This is a genomic window from Capnocytophaga genosp. AHN8471, assembly GCF_016806945.1.
Lineage (GTDB): Bacteria > Bacteroidota > Bacteroidia > Flavobacteriales > Flavobacteriaceae > Capnocytophaga > Capnocytophaga periodontitidis.
On sequence record NZ_JAESPJ010000031.1, the window covers coordinates 1 to 15,561 of the forward strand.

16 protein-coding genes and 1 pseudogene are annotated in these 15,561 nt (G+C 37.8%); 15 read left to right on the forward strand and 2 right to left on the reverse strand.

Translation table 11 applies throughout. The features are described 5' to 3' along the window. The coding region (locus JMN12_RS13435; RefSeq protein WP_238423852.1) for an Arm DNA-binding domain-containing protein at positions 1-335 on the reverse strand (335 nt) is incomplete at its 3' end. Positions 336-654: 319 nt separating this feature from the next. After that, positions 655-1,818, reverse strand: coding sequence for a DUF4595 domain-containing protein (locus tag JMN12_RS13440; RefSeq protein ID WP_203139755.1), 1,164 nt, complete (start codon positions 1,816-1,818; stop codon positions 655-657). Between the two features lie 141 nt (positions 1,819-1,959). On the opposite strand from JMN12_RS13440, the gene JMN12_RS13445 reads away from it, so the two are divergent. The 15 genes and pseudogenes from JMN12_RS13445 to JMN12_RS13510 all read left to right on the forward strand — a co-directional run bounded on the left by JMN12_RS13445 (position 1,960) and on the right by JMN12_RS13510 (position 15,289). After that, the gene (locus JMN12_RS13445) at positions 1,960-2,406 is read left to right on the forward strand and encodes a 6-pyruvoyl trahydropterin synthase family protein (RefSeq protein ID WP_203081201.1); all 447 of its coding nucleotides are present in this window, start codon (positions 1,960-1,962) and stop codon (positions 2,404-2,406) included. Between the two features lie 20 nt (positions 2,407-2,426). After that, positions 2,427-2,930 carry a hypothetical protein gene (locus JMN12_RS13450; protein ID WP_009414240.1) on the forward strand — a complete coding sequence of 168 codons (504 nt, stop codon included), beginning with the start codon at positions 2,427-2,429 and terminating at the stop codon, positions 2,928-2,930. A 23-nt stretch (positions 2,931-2,953) separates the two neighbouring features. Further along, positions 2,954-3,454 (forward strand): hypothetical protein, encoded by a 501-nt coding sequence (locus JMN12_RS13455; protein ID WP_203139757.1) that lies wholly within the window; start codon positions 2,954-2,956, stop codon positions 3,452-3,454. Further along, positions 3,454-4,527, forward strand: coding sequence for a Fic family protein (locus JMN12_RS13460; protein WP_203139758.1), 1,074 nt, complete (start codon positions 3,454-3,456; stop codon positions 4,525-4,527). The genes JMN12_RS13455 and JMN12_RS13460 overlap by 1 nt, the downstream gene beginning before the upstream one ends. Positions 4,528-4,655: 128 nt before the next feature. Then, a complete protein-coding gene (locus tag JMN12_RS13465; RefSeq protein ID WP_203139760.1) occupies positions 4,656-5,432 on the forward strand; it encodes a UDP-2,3-diacylglucosamine diphosphatase in 777 nt (258 codons plus the stop codon). Between the two features lie 5 nt (positions 5,433-5,437). Beyond that, the gene (locus JMN12_RS13470; RefSeq protein WP_203139762.1) at positions 5,438-6,490 is read left to right on the forward strand and encodes a DUF4434 domain-containing protein; all 1,053 of its coding nucleotides are present in this window, start codon (positions 5,438-5,440) and stop codon (positions 6,488-6,490) included. A gap of 79 nt (positions 6,491-6,569) precedes the next feature. Further along, positions 6,570-7,499: a hypothetical protein gene (locus JMN12_RS13475; protein ID WP_238423918.1), complete on the forward strand. Its 930-nt coding sequence runs from the start codon at positions 6,570-6,572 to the stop codon at positions 7,497-7,499. Positions 7,500-7,511: 12 nt separating this feature from the next. After that, the gene (locus JMN12_RS13480) at positions 7,512-8,438 is read left to right on the forward strand and encodes a hypothetical protein (RefSeq protein ID WP_238423919.1); all 927 of its coding nucleotides are present in this window, start codon (positions 7,512-7,514) and stop codon (positions 8,436-8,438) included. A gap of 64 nt (positions 8,439-8,502) precedes the next feature. Continuing rightward, a complete protein-coding gene (locus JMN12_RS13485) occupies positions 8,503-9,480 on the forward strand; it encodes a hypothetical protein (protein ID WP_238423920.1) in 978 nt (325 codons plus the stop codon). A 311-nt stretch (positions 9,481-9,791) separates the two neighbouring features. Further along, a complete protein-coding gene (locus JMN12_RS13490) occupies positions 9,792-10,400 on the forward strand; it encodes a GAG-binding domain-containing protein (protein WP_203139764.1) in 609 nt (202 codons plus the stop codon). Positions 10,401-10,406: 6 nt separating this feature from the next. Next, entirely contained in the window at positions 10,407-10,829 is a 423-nt protein-coding gene (gene rpiB, locus JMN12_RS13495) for a ribose 5-phosphate isomerase B (protein WP_009414246.1), read from the forward strand. Between the two features lie 474 nt (positions 10,830-11,303). Continuing rightward, complete coding sequence (locus JMN12_RS13500) at positions 11,304-12,665, forward strand: autotransporter outer membrane beta-barrel domain-containing protein (protein ID WP_203139766.1); 1,362 nt, start codon at positions 11,304-11,306, stop codon at positions 12,663-12,665. 39 nt (positions 12,666-12,704) lie between these two features. After that, the gene (locus JMN12_RS15370) at positions 12,705-12,968 is read left to right on the forward strand and encodes a hypothetical protein (protein WP_238423921.1); all 264 of its coding nucleotides are present in this window, start codon (positions 12,705-12,707) and stop codon (positions 12,966-12,968) included. Between the two features lie 12 nt (positions 12,969-12,980). Further along, positions 12,981-13,805 (forward strand): annotated as a pseudogene (locus JMN12_RS13505) (imelysin family protein); the annotation flags it as partial. Between the two features lie 86 nt (positions 13,806-13,891). Continuing rightward, positions 13,892-15,289 (forward strand): di-heme oxidoredictase family protein, encoded by a 1,398-nt coding sequence (locus tag JMN12_RS13510; RefSeq protein ID WP_088593340.1) that lies wholly within the window; start codon positions 13,892-13,894, stop codon positions 15,287-15,289. Positions 15,290-15,561: the final 272 nt, after the last annotated feature.

The window sequence follows — 15,561 nt, forward strand, 5'->3', positions numbered from 1 at the left end:
GAATCTTCCATTACTCCTATGCCTAGAAAAGTAGCTTTTAGCTTCTGAGCAGTAACCACTCCCTCGTACTTCATCAACTCCTCATAATGAGTAATGATACGTGAGCGAATCTCTTCCAGCTTTCGGTTGAGTTGGGTAGCTTCTTCTGTTTTACCTGTTACCCTTCCGTACTTCAAATCCCATTTCTGTGGAAGGATTTCAAGTTTGGTACTAAACTGAGCTACCTGATTGTCAATGGTAATACGTCCCATAATAGCAACCTTACCGTTCTTCTTTGGGGCATTCTTTTTAAGGTAAAACAATACCTTAAAGGTTGAGCGTTTTACTTTTTTCATACTCTAATTTTTTAATTTGCGAAAGTACTTTTTATCAAGTTACTGTACAATATGAAAAAAGGTGTAAAACACTGAAATATAACCTATTAATAAAAAATATTTTTCAGTATGGTAGGTAACGATTTAGAAACCTAATTTTGAAAAAACCTATCTAAAACATCTAAGACTCTGTCTTCTCTTATCTTCCTGTCAAAAAATTAATCCTCTTTGTATGAGCTAATTACATTATTTTTTGTAGTTTTGCTTTTTATTCGTAATTTTGCAACAAAAAAGCGACTCATTTTCGAGTCGCTTTTTCATTATTTGTGTATTAGAAATATTAGTAATTCAACTGATAAGTAGTAGTCATATCACTGTTATAGCTAATTTTAACATCAATATTATCTACTACTTGTGCTCCATTTTCAGTTTTAAGTTTGAAAGTGTGGCGAGCTACTTTATTTACTGTTAAGTCGATAGTTTTACCATTCTTATCTTTCTCCACTTTTATAGGGATAATAATATCAAACACTTTTTCATCACTTTTATCACTTACCAATTGGTATTTTTTGTTCTTCTCAGTACCATTTTGAATGTTAGTGATAAGAGTTGTTAATTTTGTTAAATAATTGGTATCAGTAACAAATCCAAGACCTGTATTACTACCAGCTCTTGCATTTCGGGTTTCGTTGATAGTCTTTACAAAACCATCAGTATCAAAAGTATAAGTATAGTTATTAGTGTAATTTAAAATAGTGCCATCTTCTGTTAAAACCCTTTGTTGTAACAAGTTCTTAGGAGCCACTCCTTGTATCCAACCTATTTGAAAATCGAAATATTGAGCATAACTAGTCACAGCATCCCCTTCAAAGTTGTACAACAAAAACTTATTTTTGTTCAAGTTGTTGTTATAAGAAAGCTGATTTGCAACCGTGGTAACTTTGCCCCTCCAATTTCTCTTTTCACTAATCTTAGTCAGATTGTCATTTGTCCACTCAAAATCACCCCTAGAACCATTTGTCAATCGTTGGTTACTGTCGTAAGTTCCTAAACCTAACATATTACCAGCAGCGTTGAGTCCCACTTCTCGATTTTCTATACCTCCTGTATCTTCATTGGGAAAAGTTATTTTCACAGAGTTAGCTCCATAAATAAATGTTTTTACATTATCACTTTTGCCCTCTTTCTTTCTAGTAATCTTTTTGATTCTTCCTTTTTCATCGTATTCATAAGCAAAGTTCAAAGTTTCTGCTACAAATTTTTGACCGTTGAGAGTGGGTTCTAAGGTACTTTCAAGAGAAGGAGCAGGGGTAGCACCAGTATAGTCTATTTCCACTATGATAGATTTACAAGTAATTGTTTTTACTTTTTTAGTAGGCAAATAGTCACTTTGGGTAGTAGGGGTAGTACTACCATTACCGCCATTAGGAGGAGTATCATCGTCTTTACTACCACAACCTACAAGCATTGCCATTGCTGCGACACTGAATAAAATTTTTTTCATTGGAAATGATTTTTATAAGAATATGGGGCAAATGTACGAATAATTTTGCTAATTCTCTAATTATTCACTACATTTGCACCAAAATAATGATTCATTATCAATTGTTAATTGTTAATGAGTCATTGTTAATTGTCAATTATTATGATTCGCATTACTAAAAAATTCGACTTCGAAGCAGGACACGCGCTCTTTGGCTACGATGGCAAATGCAAAAACCTGCACGGACACAGCTATAAACTCTACGTAACTGTGATAGGCGAACCTATCAACAATCCTCACAACGTGAAAAATGGTATGGTCATCGATTTTGGTGACCTCAAACGCATCGTGCAGGAGCAAATTATCGATGCTTTCGACCACGCAATGGTCTTCAACGAACTCTCTCCTCACAAAGCCTTAGCCGATGAACTGCGCGCCAAGGGGCATCGCATCATCACGGTGCCTTATCAGCCTACCAGCGAAAACCTCGTAACCGACTTTGCTCAGCGTATCGCCTACCAACTGCCCGCTGGAGTAACACTCTTTTCTATACGCCTTTGCGAAACCGAAAGTTCCTATGCCGAATGGTTTGCATCAGATAATAAATAAAATAAATAAAGACTAAAGCTATGGGGTGGTTTGATTTCTTAAAAGAAATGTTTGTATCTCGTGATAGTCGAGATGAGGCAGCTGCTAAAGCTATCCTGCGCAAGCGTTTTAACAATAATAAGAGTTTAGAAGAAGAAAAATATATCTATGATCATTGGAAACGTTTGCGTATTGACGCTGAGAATTGTGATGTATTAAATGAAAGAGCCACTTTTGACTTACAAAAAATTAAAGATGAACATATAGGCTATCATTTACACGAACAAATGTTAGCCGATGAGAATGTAAATTTGGTAAAGTTGAGTTGTTACGACAAAAGTTTTTCGCCCGCAAAAGCCTACCGTGTAACACTTATTGATTATGATGCAGCTACTGTGAGAGCTAAACTCAACGTACAAGGTTATATAGATGTGTTTATAGACCCAGAAAAACGCGGAAATTACTATGTTGATACCTCTTTTTTGAGTTTAGATCTTTCCATCTTAATAAAAATCTCTGAAATTCGTCAATCAATTAGGAGTTAACATATCAAAACAGACATTAAACTATGGAAAATATTATCATTATTGCAATAGCTTTATTAGTACTCTTTTGGTTTATCAAAAAGAAGAATAAAAAGAGAAAATCAAAAAAAATCTCTATAGGAGAAATTCGCAAATATTGGCGCGAAAAACGCATTCCTGCCGATGATTGTGAGGTGAAAGAGGTACCTGCTTTTTATGATAGCAATGCGATGAACGACACTCCTTTCGATAGCAAATTCGGAAAAGCCATACTAATATATAGAGCAATGGCAACTCAAGCTATACTAGCTGAAGATGAAGCTAAAGAAAATATGATACTCACACGACTGCGTTGTTTCGACAAAAGTACTACCCCTATAGAAGTGTATGAGATTAATTTTGTCAATATAGATCTCGATATATTGCAAGCCAAACTCAACGTGCAAGGCTATGTCAACATCTATTTCAACCCCCAATCTTATCAACTTCATATTGATGCCGAGTTTTTAGAAAAAGACCTCTCTGAACTGATGAATCTAAGATAATGAAAACAGATTTTACATTACCCTTATTACCACCTCCACCAGAAATTGAAACCCGTGAGATACTCAAACAACTCACCCTCTCTCATAGGCATTTAGCTGAACTGAAAGGGGTAGTAAAAACAATTCCTAATGAGCAAATCCTCATCAATACTCTTTCCTTACAAGAGGCAAAAAGCAGTAGCGAGATTGAAAATATCGTTACCACTCACGACGACCTCTATAAGGAAAACATTATGATTGACACCAACCCAGCCAGCAAAGAGGTACTAAATTATGCCAAAGGCTTGAAAATGGGTTTTGAGATTGTGCGCAATGAACGGCTGTTGCTCAACAAGCATATATTGTTGATTCAGGAGCAGCTTGAAGCTAACAAGGCAGGCTTCAGAACCCAAGCAGGCACCAAGCTCGTCAATAGTCATAACGAGGTAGTGTATACACCACCACAAGATAAAGACGAAATACTCAACTTAATGGCAAACCTCGAAAAGTTTATCAATGACCCTGAGTTTTCAGAACTTGACCCACTTACTAAAATGGCAATTATCCATTATCAGTTTGAGAGTATTCACCCTTTTTATGACGGCAATGGTCGTACAGGGCGTATCATCAATATTTTGTATTTGGTATTACAAGGATTGCTCGACCTGCCCGTGCTTTACCTGAGTAGGTATATCATTCAACATAAAACTGATTATTACAAAGCTTTGCAAGGAGTGAGAGCTGATGGTGATTGGGAAAAGCTTATTTTGTATTTACTCAAAGGAGTAGAAGTAACCGCTATTGAAACTATTGAGATGGTACAAAACATCAAAAGGCTGATGCAACAAACCAAACAACGCTTGCGCAGTGAGCTACCCAAGATATACAGTCAGGATTTACTGAACAACCTCTTCAAAAACCCATATACTAAGATAGAGTTTTTACAAGAAGATTTGGATATAGTTAGACGTACTGCTCAGCATTATTTAGATACGATTGCTGAAATAGGGTTGATTAGTAAGTTGAAAGTAGGGAAGTCAAACTATTATATCAACGAAGATTTGATAAAAGTACTCCAAAGAGAAAAAGTATAACGTGGCAAAAAAACGCCATTTTTTTCCACGTATGATACAACGTGGCAAAAAAACGCCATTTTTTGCCATATCATATTCTTCATTTATACGAAATGGACTTTTTGTATAGATGATAAATTAAAGAACCAATGTTATCTATAGAATTACCCAAAGATAAAAAGATATACTTCGCCTCCGATAATCACCTCGGAGCGCCCACCGCTGCCGAAAGCAAACCGCGCGAAGCTAAATTTGTGCAATGGCTCGACAGTATCAAAGCTGATGCAGGTGCCATATTCCTCCTCGGCGACCTTTTCGACTTTTGGTTTGAGTACAAAACAGTTGTCCCCAAAGGCTTTGTACGTACTTTGGGCAAGCTGGCGGAACTGCGCGATAGTGGTATTCCTATCTACTTTTTTGTAGGCAATCACGATTTGTGGATGGACGATTATTTCCAAACCGAGTTGAACATTCCCGTATATCATCACCCGCTAGAAGTAGAATGTGCAGGCAAACGTTTTTTGATAGGGCACGGCGATGGCTTAGGACCAGGTGATAAAGGCTACAAGCGGATGAAAAAAGTCTTTACCAATCCCTTTTGCAAATGGCTTTTCCGGTGGTTACACCCCGATATAGGCGTGCGATTGGCGCAATACCTCTCGGTGAAAAACAAACTCATCTCAGGGGCTGAAGATGTACATTTCTTGGGAGAAGACAACGAATGGCTTGTACAGTATTGCAAGCGCAAACTCGAGACCCAGCATTACGACTATTTTCTCTTCGGTCACCGCCATCTACCAATGACCATTAGGGTAGGGGAGGGGAGTACCTATATCAACACCGGCGACTGGATACACTACTTTACCTATGCCGTTTTTGACCCCCAATCCGGTGAATTGAAAATCAGAGAATTTACAAAAGAATAACACCTATGAAAAAAATCTTTCTCTTTATCCTGCTCTGTACTTTCAGCCTTATAGCTTGTAAAAAAGAGAATAACGAAGAAATAGTTTGCGTATATCCTCAGCAAACAACCCCAAAAACCCTTACAGGTACTTTTGTGCAGCTCTTTGGCAAAGGCGATTGGAGTGAAACACAATGGGATGAGCTCCTCACCGAAATCAAAGATTTAGGAATGAATACCCTTATTGTGCAATATACCGCATTCAAAAATCCTTCCAACGATATCACTTGGTTCAATTCGGCAAATGCGTTCACCGCTACCAAAAGCAAACACACCCTTGAACGTGTGTTGGCATCTGCTCAGCGAAAAGGAATAGAGGTGCATATAGGTTTACATTTTGATGATTCTTATTGGCATCATCAAACCGATGTAGCGTGGCTACAAACACAAGCTAATTATTGTATTGCCATAGCCGAAGAAATTCAAGCACAGTTTGGCACACATTCTGCTTTCAAAGGCTGGTATATTCCGCACGAGCCTGAGCCCAATGCTTATAATACCGATGAGAAAGTACGCCTTTTTAGAGAACAATTTGTAGATCGCATTTCCAACCGTTTGCACCAATTGAACAACAAACCTGTGTCTATCGCTGCCTTTTGGAATAGCTCACTTTCCACACCTGAGCAACTGCAACACTTTATGGCAGAATTAGCTAAAAGCAACCTGCAAATTATAATGTTGCAAGATGGCGTAGGCGCACAACACGTAACCCTTGAGCGACTTGCAAGCTATTATGAGGCTGCACAACGCGGACTCTTTGAAGAAAACAAAAACTATAAAGGTGTATTTTGGAGTGATTTAGAAACCTTTGCATCGCCCAATGGTCAGTATCCTTTTGAGCCTGCTACTTTCGATAGGGTAAAACAACAATTAGAGACAGCCCTTTCTATTAAAAAGGTCAGTAAAGTAGTATCTTTTCAGTATTTTGATGATATGAGCACTAACAGCCCACACAAAACCAAAGCCGATGCCCTAAGAGAAGCCTATAAGGACTATATCAAACATAAAAACTCACTTTAACCGTAAAATATTAATTAACTTTATATGAAACATTTTAATCCACGAAGGATTTTCGTATGAATTTAAATTAGATTAACTTATGAAAAAAATACTTTTTATATTTATAATTTTATTGTTTAATTGTCATAATACACAAAATACAGGAGAAATGAAAATACAACAAATACCCTTGGAAAAACAAATAACTTATATGATTGATATAACAACCAATATTCCAGTAATTGTTTATGTTAATGATATAAAAGCTTCGGAACTTAATATGCCTTTGGGCACAGCCATAGATTTAAATCCTTATGTATTAAAAAATGGGAAATGTAAAATAAAATTACAGATATTTCCACTTTTTAGAAGAGGAGATACTTTGGTAACAGTAGAGAATATTATGAGATGTAATTTGTTTTTTGGCAGCTACATCAGAAATAAAGAGACCGATGAGATACTAAATTACAAAGCAGATGTAGCCCTTCCTATTACAGCCCCCACAATTGATGTACCTTACTTTGAGCAAGAATGGGAAGTAGAAATTACAGATTTGCCTTATGAATTAGAAGGTTGGAGTAAGGGGCAAGACCTTCGTAAATGGGATAAAAAAGAATTGGAGAAAAAAGTAGTAGCATTTCATCAAAGAACAAGAAAAATACTTAATGAAGGAAATTCTGAGGCGTGGTTAAAGCTGATTCAAAAAAGATTTGATGAAGTTTGTATTTTTGATTATCTTTCAGAAAAACGAATAGAAAAAGATTTAGAGGAAATAAAGGAAGATGTAGAAGAATATAGTAAAGGAACAATGATACCCTTGGAGGATTATGAGTTAAAACTTTATGCAGAGGGGAAGTTAGTAACCTTAGAACGAAAAACGCATACTAAAGAATTTAATAATTACTCTCCATTAGATATAAAAGGTTGGAGTCCTTTAATAAGTAAAGGAACAACTTATGGAGCAGCTCCCTACCCTATTTTATTATATTTACCCCAAGGTAGTGATGAATTTGTAATTATACGTAGGTAAAGTATCTAATTTATGAAAAATATAATCTTGACATTGGCTATCTTACTGTTTAATTGTCATAATGCACAAAATACAGGGGAAATGAAAATACAACAAATACCCTTGGAAAAACAAATAACTTATGGCATTTCTTTGTCGATGCGTGTACCTTATGAACTTTATATCAACGATATAAAAGCAGATTGTGATTATGTAGGTGCAAATAGTGGTGTAGATATGAACCCATATATATTAAAAAATGGGAAATATAAGGTAAAATTGAGGATATTTCCAGCCTTTAAAGCTGGAGAAAAACTAATAGCATCTAAAGATATTAAAAATTCGAATATATCATTTGGCAGTTATATACGCAATAAAGAGACCGATGAGATATTAAACTATGAAGATAAACTTTTGCCTATTACAGCCCCCACAATTGATGTACCTTACTTTGAGCAAGAATGGGAAGTAGAAATTACAGATTTGCCTTATGAGTTAGAAGGTTGGAGTAAGGGGCAAGACCTTCGTAAATGGGATAAAAAAGAATTGGAGAAAAAAGTAGTAGCATACTATCAGAAGTTATGGCGTATTTTAAATAATGGAGAAGGTGAGAGATGGACAAAACTTACACAAAAAAGAATCAATGAAACTGCTATTTTTTATTATGAAAGTCAAGAGGAAAATCAAGAAGCAATAAAAAATAATCAACAAAATATTGAAAAGTATTGTACAAATATGATGGTACCGTTAGAGGATTATGAGATGAAACTCTATGCAGAAGGGAAATTGGTCTGTTTAGAACGAAAAACGCATACCCGAGAGTTTAATAATAAATCACCATTAGACATTAAGGGATGGAGTCCTTTAATCCGAAAAGGAAAAAAATCGGGAGCGGGCTATTATAATATTCTGCTTTATCTTCCAATAGATAGCAATGAGTTTGTTATAATCAGAAAATAATTACACCCAAAGAAAAAAATATCTAATCCACGAAGGATTTTCGTATGAATTTAAATTATAACTTATGAAAAAAATACATTTATTAACCGTGATTATTTTAACACTTTTAAGTTGTAAAGAAAGAATAAAAATGGAAAAAATAGCAAATTTATATAAAGAAGTTAAATATCATGAGCAAGCTATTAGTTATCAAGCAGAGTATTTTATAGGAGGTTGTAATTTTGAAATACTAATTAATGGCTTCCCTATTGAGAGATATTATGGATTGGGAAATGGTGCCTTAAGCGCAAGTGTCCCCATAAATACAGCAATTTTAAAGAGTGGTTTACAATCTTGGAAAATTAGAATTTTTCCTATACACATCAATGGAATTCCACAAAAAATGATAGAAGGAGGGGCAAGAGTCCAATTAAAAATACAAGCTATTCGTTTTAAAGATAATGGAGATATTGAAAAGATTTCTACACCTGTGATAGATTTCGAAGTTCCACTAAAAAAAGAAAAAGAAACAGGAAAAAATATATTTGTAGATATGGGAAAACCTTATGTAGAATATTGTGGAACATTTCAGGCTAATGTCCCATATCAATTAAAAGGATGGCAAGATGGAGAAAAATTTGATTTATCTGATAGCTTAAATCTAAAAAAAGAAGTTCTAAACAAGTTTAATGAACTTAGAAATATGATTATCAATAAAGAAGAAAATAAATTTGAAGAGAGTATTTTATATAAAGAAAAAGAAGTAGCTCAAGCTTTATTTATGACAGAAAAAGAAAGTAAGGATATTGCAAAATTTTATACAGCTGCATTTGATGGAACTCTACAGAATTTTAATATGACTTCAATTGATAATGAAGAGTTGGTTTATTATTGTGAAGATAGAGTAGTCACATTATTATTTACAGCAATGAAATGTCCTCGTTGTAAAGGAGAGCCTGTACTAGTAGGAAGATATGAAGAGGAAAATAGAAAAAAAGTAAGAATTTTCCCTATATATTTATATCGCCCAAAAGGTAAAAAAGAATTAGAAGTTATAAGATAAATGAAAGGCACTTACTACAAAACTCCCATAGACTTCAAGGCACTGATAGAGAAGCGCGACCTTGCCAAGACCACCTTAGAGACCTCAAAAATATCACTCGGCTACTTCATTAGAGCAATCAAGTGTAGATTTAGAGGATGTAGTACGCTTAGAGAAAGACAAACGCGAATTGTTGCTCAAAGTAAAGGGACAAAGCCGTGACCCACGTCTCAGGATGAATACCTTTGCGTGTCTTACTGACATTAATGCACGTGCAATGGAGACTTATAGGGTCATAAAAATATCACACTATCATACTGGTATGGAGTATTATGAAACATTATTTTATTTTTACAGTAATTGCATTAGCAATATCCTTTGCCACAGGGTGTAAGAAAGACGATAGCACCCCCGAAACCACAAAAAAAGAGGCTATTCCGCACAAAGCGAATATCGCCTATTACAAAACCGATGTGAAAGATATAAGCACCTATAAAGAGCTTATTGATCAAACCGTTGCCGAGTACAACACCTTGCTCGCTACTGTCGGAAAATTACCTCAATATCCTAAGGATAAGTACAAATATGCTGGGCAAGATTACGCTTGGACAGAAGGAAAGAGAATCTCAAATGAACTCCTCCAAAATTATAACAATAAAAAGAGCAATATCGATGTAGCTTTAGCTAAAAAAACTTATGAGGATTTATACCAATACGGAGTGGTATATGCTCACATAGAACTAATGGCGCGCCAAGCTGAGGTATATCGCAAGGAATACCCTACCAATACCGAAATAGAAAAGCTTATCGAGAAAACTTTCGATGGTTTATATACAACCCAAGAGGGAAATGAGCACTTTATAAAATCAACCAATGAAGAAATTGTAACAAACTACAACAAAATCATCGATATAGTAAACAAATTAAAATCACAACAATAAAATAAAATGAAAATAGCCATAGGGAACGACCACGCAGGAGTCGATTACAAGAACGCTATCACAGCCTTTTTAAAAACCAAAAATATTGAAGTTCTCAACTTCGGAACCGATACCCCCGAAAGTGTTGACTACCCCGATTTCGGTCACGCCGTCGCACAAGCCTTAGAAGAAGGCAAAGCCGACCTCGGTATCGTGATTTGCGGCAGTGGCAACGGCATCGCAATGACTGCCAACAAGCACCCCCACGTGCGTTGCGCTGTATGTTGGACGAAAGAACTTTCAGCCCTTGCCCGTGCCCATAACGATGCCAATGTACTCAGCATCCCCGCCCGTTTCACCGCCATTGAGCAAGCAGTAGAAATTGCCAACACTTTCTTAATCACCCCATTTGAGGGCGGTCGACACGAACGCCGTGTAAAGAAAATTTAAAATCACATCAAATACTTTGGCAAAGTCCTTGGACTTCGCCAAAGTCGATTACTTAGATAATCAATCACTTTTGCGTCGCTACACTTTGCCAAAGTCTGAAACTTTGGCAAAGTTGATTACTCTGATTATCAACAGCTTTTGTAGTATGTTATCTAGGGGCGTTTTGCAAACGCCCTCCCACCGCCAAGATTCTCCGAGATTCTCCGAGATTTTCCAAAAACTCCTAAATCATTAGTTGATTACCCAGATAATCAATCACTTTTAGAGTATGTTGTGTAGGGACGTTTTGCAAACGCCCTTATTTACAAACGCCCATAAGTAGTCCTCCCACCTTCGAGATTCTCCGAGATTTTCCAAGATTCTCCTAAAACTCCACTCCCTCTAAAACCTTCTAAAAAAAATCTATAAATTATTTGGAAGTATAATAAATAAACTATACTTTTGCATCGAATTATTCTAAACAACGTGTTTTCGATGAAAAAGATAATGGCTATAGCATTGATTTCCAGCTTCCCTATGCTATTAAAAGCACAAGAAGTTACCGACTATAATAGTATGAAGGAAACAATCAAGCAGGAAATTCTTCAGGAGTTAAAACAAAAAGATTCTCTTGATAAAGAAAAAGAGAAAAAATCACTCCTCAGTTGGGATAAATTTTCTTTTAGCGGCTATGGAGCAGTAAACTATTACAATTATGGCACTTACGACTCCGATTCGCAAATCCGCGACAAGATAGACCCCGAGCGTCTCAATCTGTATATAGGGTATCGCTTCAACGACTGGATAAGTATGCGCTCTGAAGTAGAGTTTGAACACGGTGGCACAGGCGCAACTATGGAATACGACGTCCAAGAAGAAGCCGGAGAATTTGAACAAGAAATTGAAGCTGGGGGAGAGGTAAAACTCGAACAAATGTACCTCGATTTCCATCTCCGCCCCTATCTCGGCGTGCGCGTAGGACGCGTAAAACTACACCTAAACCTCGCTCAAACCCTCGACCGACCCACTGCTTACTTCACCACCCATAAACCTAATATGGAAAACGAAATCCTCCCCTTAGGTTGGTATGAAAACGGACTACAATTATACGGCACTTTCCTCAAAAACTTCAAATACGAACTCTCTTTTACTAACGGACTCGACTCTTCTGGCTTCAGCTCCCGTAACTTCGTAAAAGGCGGTCATCAACTCCGTTTTGAAATGGCTAATGCCGATGCTTGGGCTTACTCAGGTAAAATTGATTATCTCTTCGGAAAAAACAAACATACCTTTATAGGCGCTGGATTCTACTACGGTAACTCTAACCCCAATCGTTCCAAAAAAGATATTACTAAAAACGGCTATGTAACCCTCTTCACAGCTCACCTTTCTTACGACGAAGGTCCTTTGCGTTTTAATGCAGCCCTTATTTGGGGAACCGTACAAAACTCCGACCTTATCTCAGCGGCTAACCGTCGCTTGTCAAGCACTTTAGGCGTAAAACGTACCAATGTAGGCAAAGAGGCTATGGGGGTATCTTCCGAAATAGGCTATGATATACTCCACCTTTTCCCCACTCTAAACACTCAACAAAAACTATATCCTTTTGTACGTTATGAGTACTACGATACAATGCGAAAAACACAAGGAAACATCATTAGAAGTCCTAAATGGGAACGCAAAGCATTCACCGCTGGTCTCAACTGGTTTATCACCCCTCAAATAGTAGCTAAAGCACATTACGAATGGCGTACCTTAGGTGCTGATTTCTACGATATGACCCAAATAACCCCCGTGTATATGGGTAGAAAAATGAAAGAAAACACTTTCTCTGCTGGTATCGCTTTCTCTTTCTAACTCCTAAACAAGTAACTAATATCTAAATAAATAAGCTATATGAAATCCAAAATCTTAACACTCAGTACAATTGCAGCCCTCTTCTTCATTGGCTGTAACAAAGACGATAACAACGACGACGAACAACAAAAACTTGCTGCTCAAGTAGCTGCTGAACAAGCCGTAATCAACGATGTTGTTAATAATGTAATTGTCCCTACTTATCACGAATTAGATACCAAAACCAATGCAATGGTTACCGCACTTACCTCTTTAGAAAATAATGCTACCGATGCCAATCTCACAGCAGCACGTGAGGCTTAGAAAACAGCCCGTACCCCTTGGGAACAATCCGAAGGCTTCCTATATGGCCCCGTAAAACTCCCTGAAGACCTCGATGAAGCAATGGATACTTGGCCTGTGGACGTTAATGCTATGAACAATATCATCAACGGAACAGCATCTATCACCGCCGATGTAATTAAAAGTAACCCCGAAACACGTGGATTCCACCTTATAGAATACCTCATTTGGGGTGAAAATGGCAATGCAACAGCAGCTTCTCTCTCCGCTCGACAAAAAGAATATCTAAAAGCAGCTGCTGAAGATATGAAAAACAATACGACTGCTGTACTCAACGGATGGACTAAAGGTCAAAAATATGCCGAAGACTTCTACAACGCGTCTAAAGGTACCGGTAAATACAAAACAACTGCAAATGCTGTCTCCGAAATCGCATCAGGCTTATGGCATATAGCCAATGAAGTAGCAGCCGAAAAAATAGCCAACTGTTTCAACGAATCTGGTGACCCTCTATTTGATAAAGAAGAATCTCGTTTTAGCAACAATTCTAAAAAAGACTTCGCCGATAACATCCGCAGTATTCAAAATATCTATTTAGGCAAATACAACGGCAAACAAGGTAAAGGAATTTCCGACCTTATCAAAGCAAAAGACACTGCCCTCGATACCAAACTCAAAAACAAAATACAAGAAGCTATCGACAACCTCGAAGCCATCCCTGGCACTTTTACTCAGGCAATCACCAAAGGAAATGCAGCTGGTAATGCCGCTGTAAAAAAAGCCCAACAAACAGTATTTGAACTACGTGATATTATAGAAAAAGAAGTAAACAAATACTATGCAATCACTAAAGGTTAATCAAAACAACCGCTAATTTTTAAAACGGCAAAGAGAAACTTTTCTCATTGCCGTTTTCCTCATAGTTTTAAAAAACTAACATTCCAATGAAAAAAATAATAACCACACTTACCTTTAGTACACTACTATTGATGAGTTGCTCTAAAAGCGATAGCTCCGATTCCGATGAGTATGAAGGGCTCACCCTATTAGACCTCAACGAACGTATCTATGCAGGAGGAGCTACTACTATATTTAGTGAAAATAGCTTAGCCTATAGTGTAGCAGCCCCTAACCTTACTGAAGCTGAAGACGATAAACACACCATTGGCGACCGCGCTTTCGAAACTACTTTTGTAACCAACCCCGCTCCTGTCTACGGTGGTTTAGGACCTATCTTCAACAGCAACTCCTGCATCAGTTGCCACCCAGGCGATGGTAGAGCCGCATTTCCTACCGATTTAGAACGCTCACGTGGCTTCTTTATGCGCGTAAGTCTCCCCGGCACCGATGCTCACGGAGGCCCCTTACCCGTTCCTGGTTTCGGAACCCAAGTACAGAACCGAGCCCTCACAGGCTTCCAGCCCGAAGGTAAATACGCCGTAAGCTTTACCGATTCTATCGTCACCTTCCGCGACGGCTCTAAAGTAACCCTTAAAGTACCTCACTACACCCTCAATGGCGTAAGTGCTACCGTACCTCCTAATATTCTTATCTCTCCGCGCACAAGTATGCCCATCTATGGCTTAGGACTCTTAGAAAATATCCCCGAAGCCGATCTCAAAGCCTTAGAAGATGTAAACGATGCAAACAACGACGGCATCTCCGGAAAAATAAACTACGTGTGGGACGGCGTTCACAAAAAAAGAATGGTAGGACGATTCGGATGGAAAGCCAATACCGCTACCCTTTTAGACGAAGCTGCCGGATCTTTCTCAGGCGATTTAGGAGTAACAAACCCTTATTATCCCGTCGAAATAGGTAAAGGGCAAGCTCATTCCGATGACGGCAAAAACGACGACCCCGAAATGAGCAAAGAAATGGTTGATGCTACCGAGTTCTACCTCCAAACATTAGCAGTACCTGCTATGCGTAATGCCCATAAAAAATCAGTACGTTATGGAGCATATATATTTGAGGGCATTGGTTGTGCCAAATGCCATACTGTAAAGCAACGCACCCTCAATGCCCCCACTCCAGCCCTTGCTAACCAAACCTTCTACCCCTATACCGATATGCTACTCCACGATATGGGACCCGCTCTCGCCGACAACCGCCCCGACTTCTTAGCCAACGGACGTGAATGGCGCACCCGCCCTCTATGGGGAATAGGCTTACAGGAAATAGCCAGTGGGCACACCAATTTTCTCCACGACGGTCGTGCTAAAAACATCACCGAAGCTATTTTGTGGCACGGAGGTGAAAGTGAAAAATCCAAAAAAATATTCCTAAAACTCACCAAAAAAGAACGTGAAGACCTCTTAGAGTTCCTCAACAGCATTTAGAAAAACAGAATCAATAGAAGCTACCCCAAAAGCCCTAAAATTCACCTTTGTATCGCTACACTTTGGCAAAGTCCTTAGACTTTGCCAAAGTTGATTACCCATATAATCAATCACCTTTAAAGTATGTTATGTAGGGGCTGTCCGAAAAGTCTAAAAATCGCTTTTGCATCATAAACTTTGTCAAAGTCCCAAAACTTTGACAAAGTCTATAATCCTGATAATCAATCACTTTTAGAGTGTATTATGTAGGGGCGTTTTGCAAACACCCCCTC

Coding starts and splice junctions, on each gene's coding strand:
- JMN12_RS13440 (WP_203139755.1), bottom strand. CDS start 1,818: ATGAAAAAAATTTTATTCAGTGTCGCAGCAATGGCAATGCTTGTAGGT.
- JMN12_RS13445 (WP_203081201.1), top strand. CDS start 1,960: ATGATTCGCATTACTAAAAAATTCGACTTCGAAGCAGGACACGCGCTC.
- JMN12_RS13450 (WP_009414240.1), top strand. CDS start 2,427: ATGGGGTGGTTTGATTTCTTAAAAGAAATGTTTGTATCTCGTGATAGT.
- JMN12_RS13455 (WP_203139757.1), top strand. CDS start 2,954: ATGGAAAATATTATCATTATTGCAATAGCTTTATTAGTACTCTTTTGG.
- JMN12_RS13460 (WP_203139758.1), top strand. CDS start 3,454: ATGAAAACAGATTTTACATTACCCTTATTACCACCTCCACCAGAAATT.
- JMN12_RS13465 (WP_203139760.1), top strand. CDS start 4,656: ATGTTATCTATAGAATTACCCAAAGATAAAAAGATATACTTCGCCTCC.
- JMN12_RS13470 (WP_203139762.1), top strand. CDS start 5,438: ATGAAAAAAATCTTTCTCTTTATCCTGCTCTGTACTTTCAGCCTTATA.
- JMN12_RS13475 (WP_238423918.1), top strand. CDS start 6,570: ATGAAAAAAATACTTTTTATATTTATAATTTTATTGTTTAATTGTCAT.
- JMN12_RS13480 (WP_238423919.1), top strand. CDS start 7,512: ATGAAAAATATAATCTTGACATTGGCTATCTTACTGTTTAATTGTCAT.
- JMN12_RS13485 (WP_238423920.1), top strand. CDS start 8,503: ATGAAAAAAATACATTTATTAACCGTGATTATTTTAACACTTTTAAGT.
- JMN12_RS13490 (WP_203139764.1), top strand. CDS start 9,792: ATGAAACATTATTTTATTTTTACAGTAATTGCATTAGCAATATCCTTT.
- rpiB (WP_009414246.1), top strand. CDS start 10,407: ATGAAAATAGCCATAGGGAACGACCACGCAGGAGTCGATTACAAGAAC.
- JMN12_RS13500 (WP_203139766.1), top strand. CDS start 11,304: ATGAAAAAGATAATGGCTATAGCATTGATTTCCAGCTTCCCTATGCTA.
- JMN12_RS15370 (WP_238423921.1), top strand. CDS start 12,705: ATGAAATCCAAAATCTTAACACTCAGTACAATTGCAGCCCTCTTCTTC.
- JMN12_RS13510 (WP_088593340.1), top strand. CDS start 13,892: ATGAAAAAAATAATAACCACACTTACCTTTAGTACACTACTATTGATG.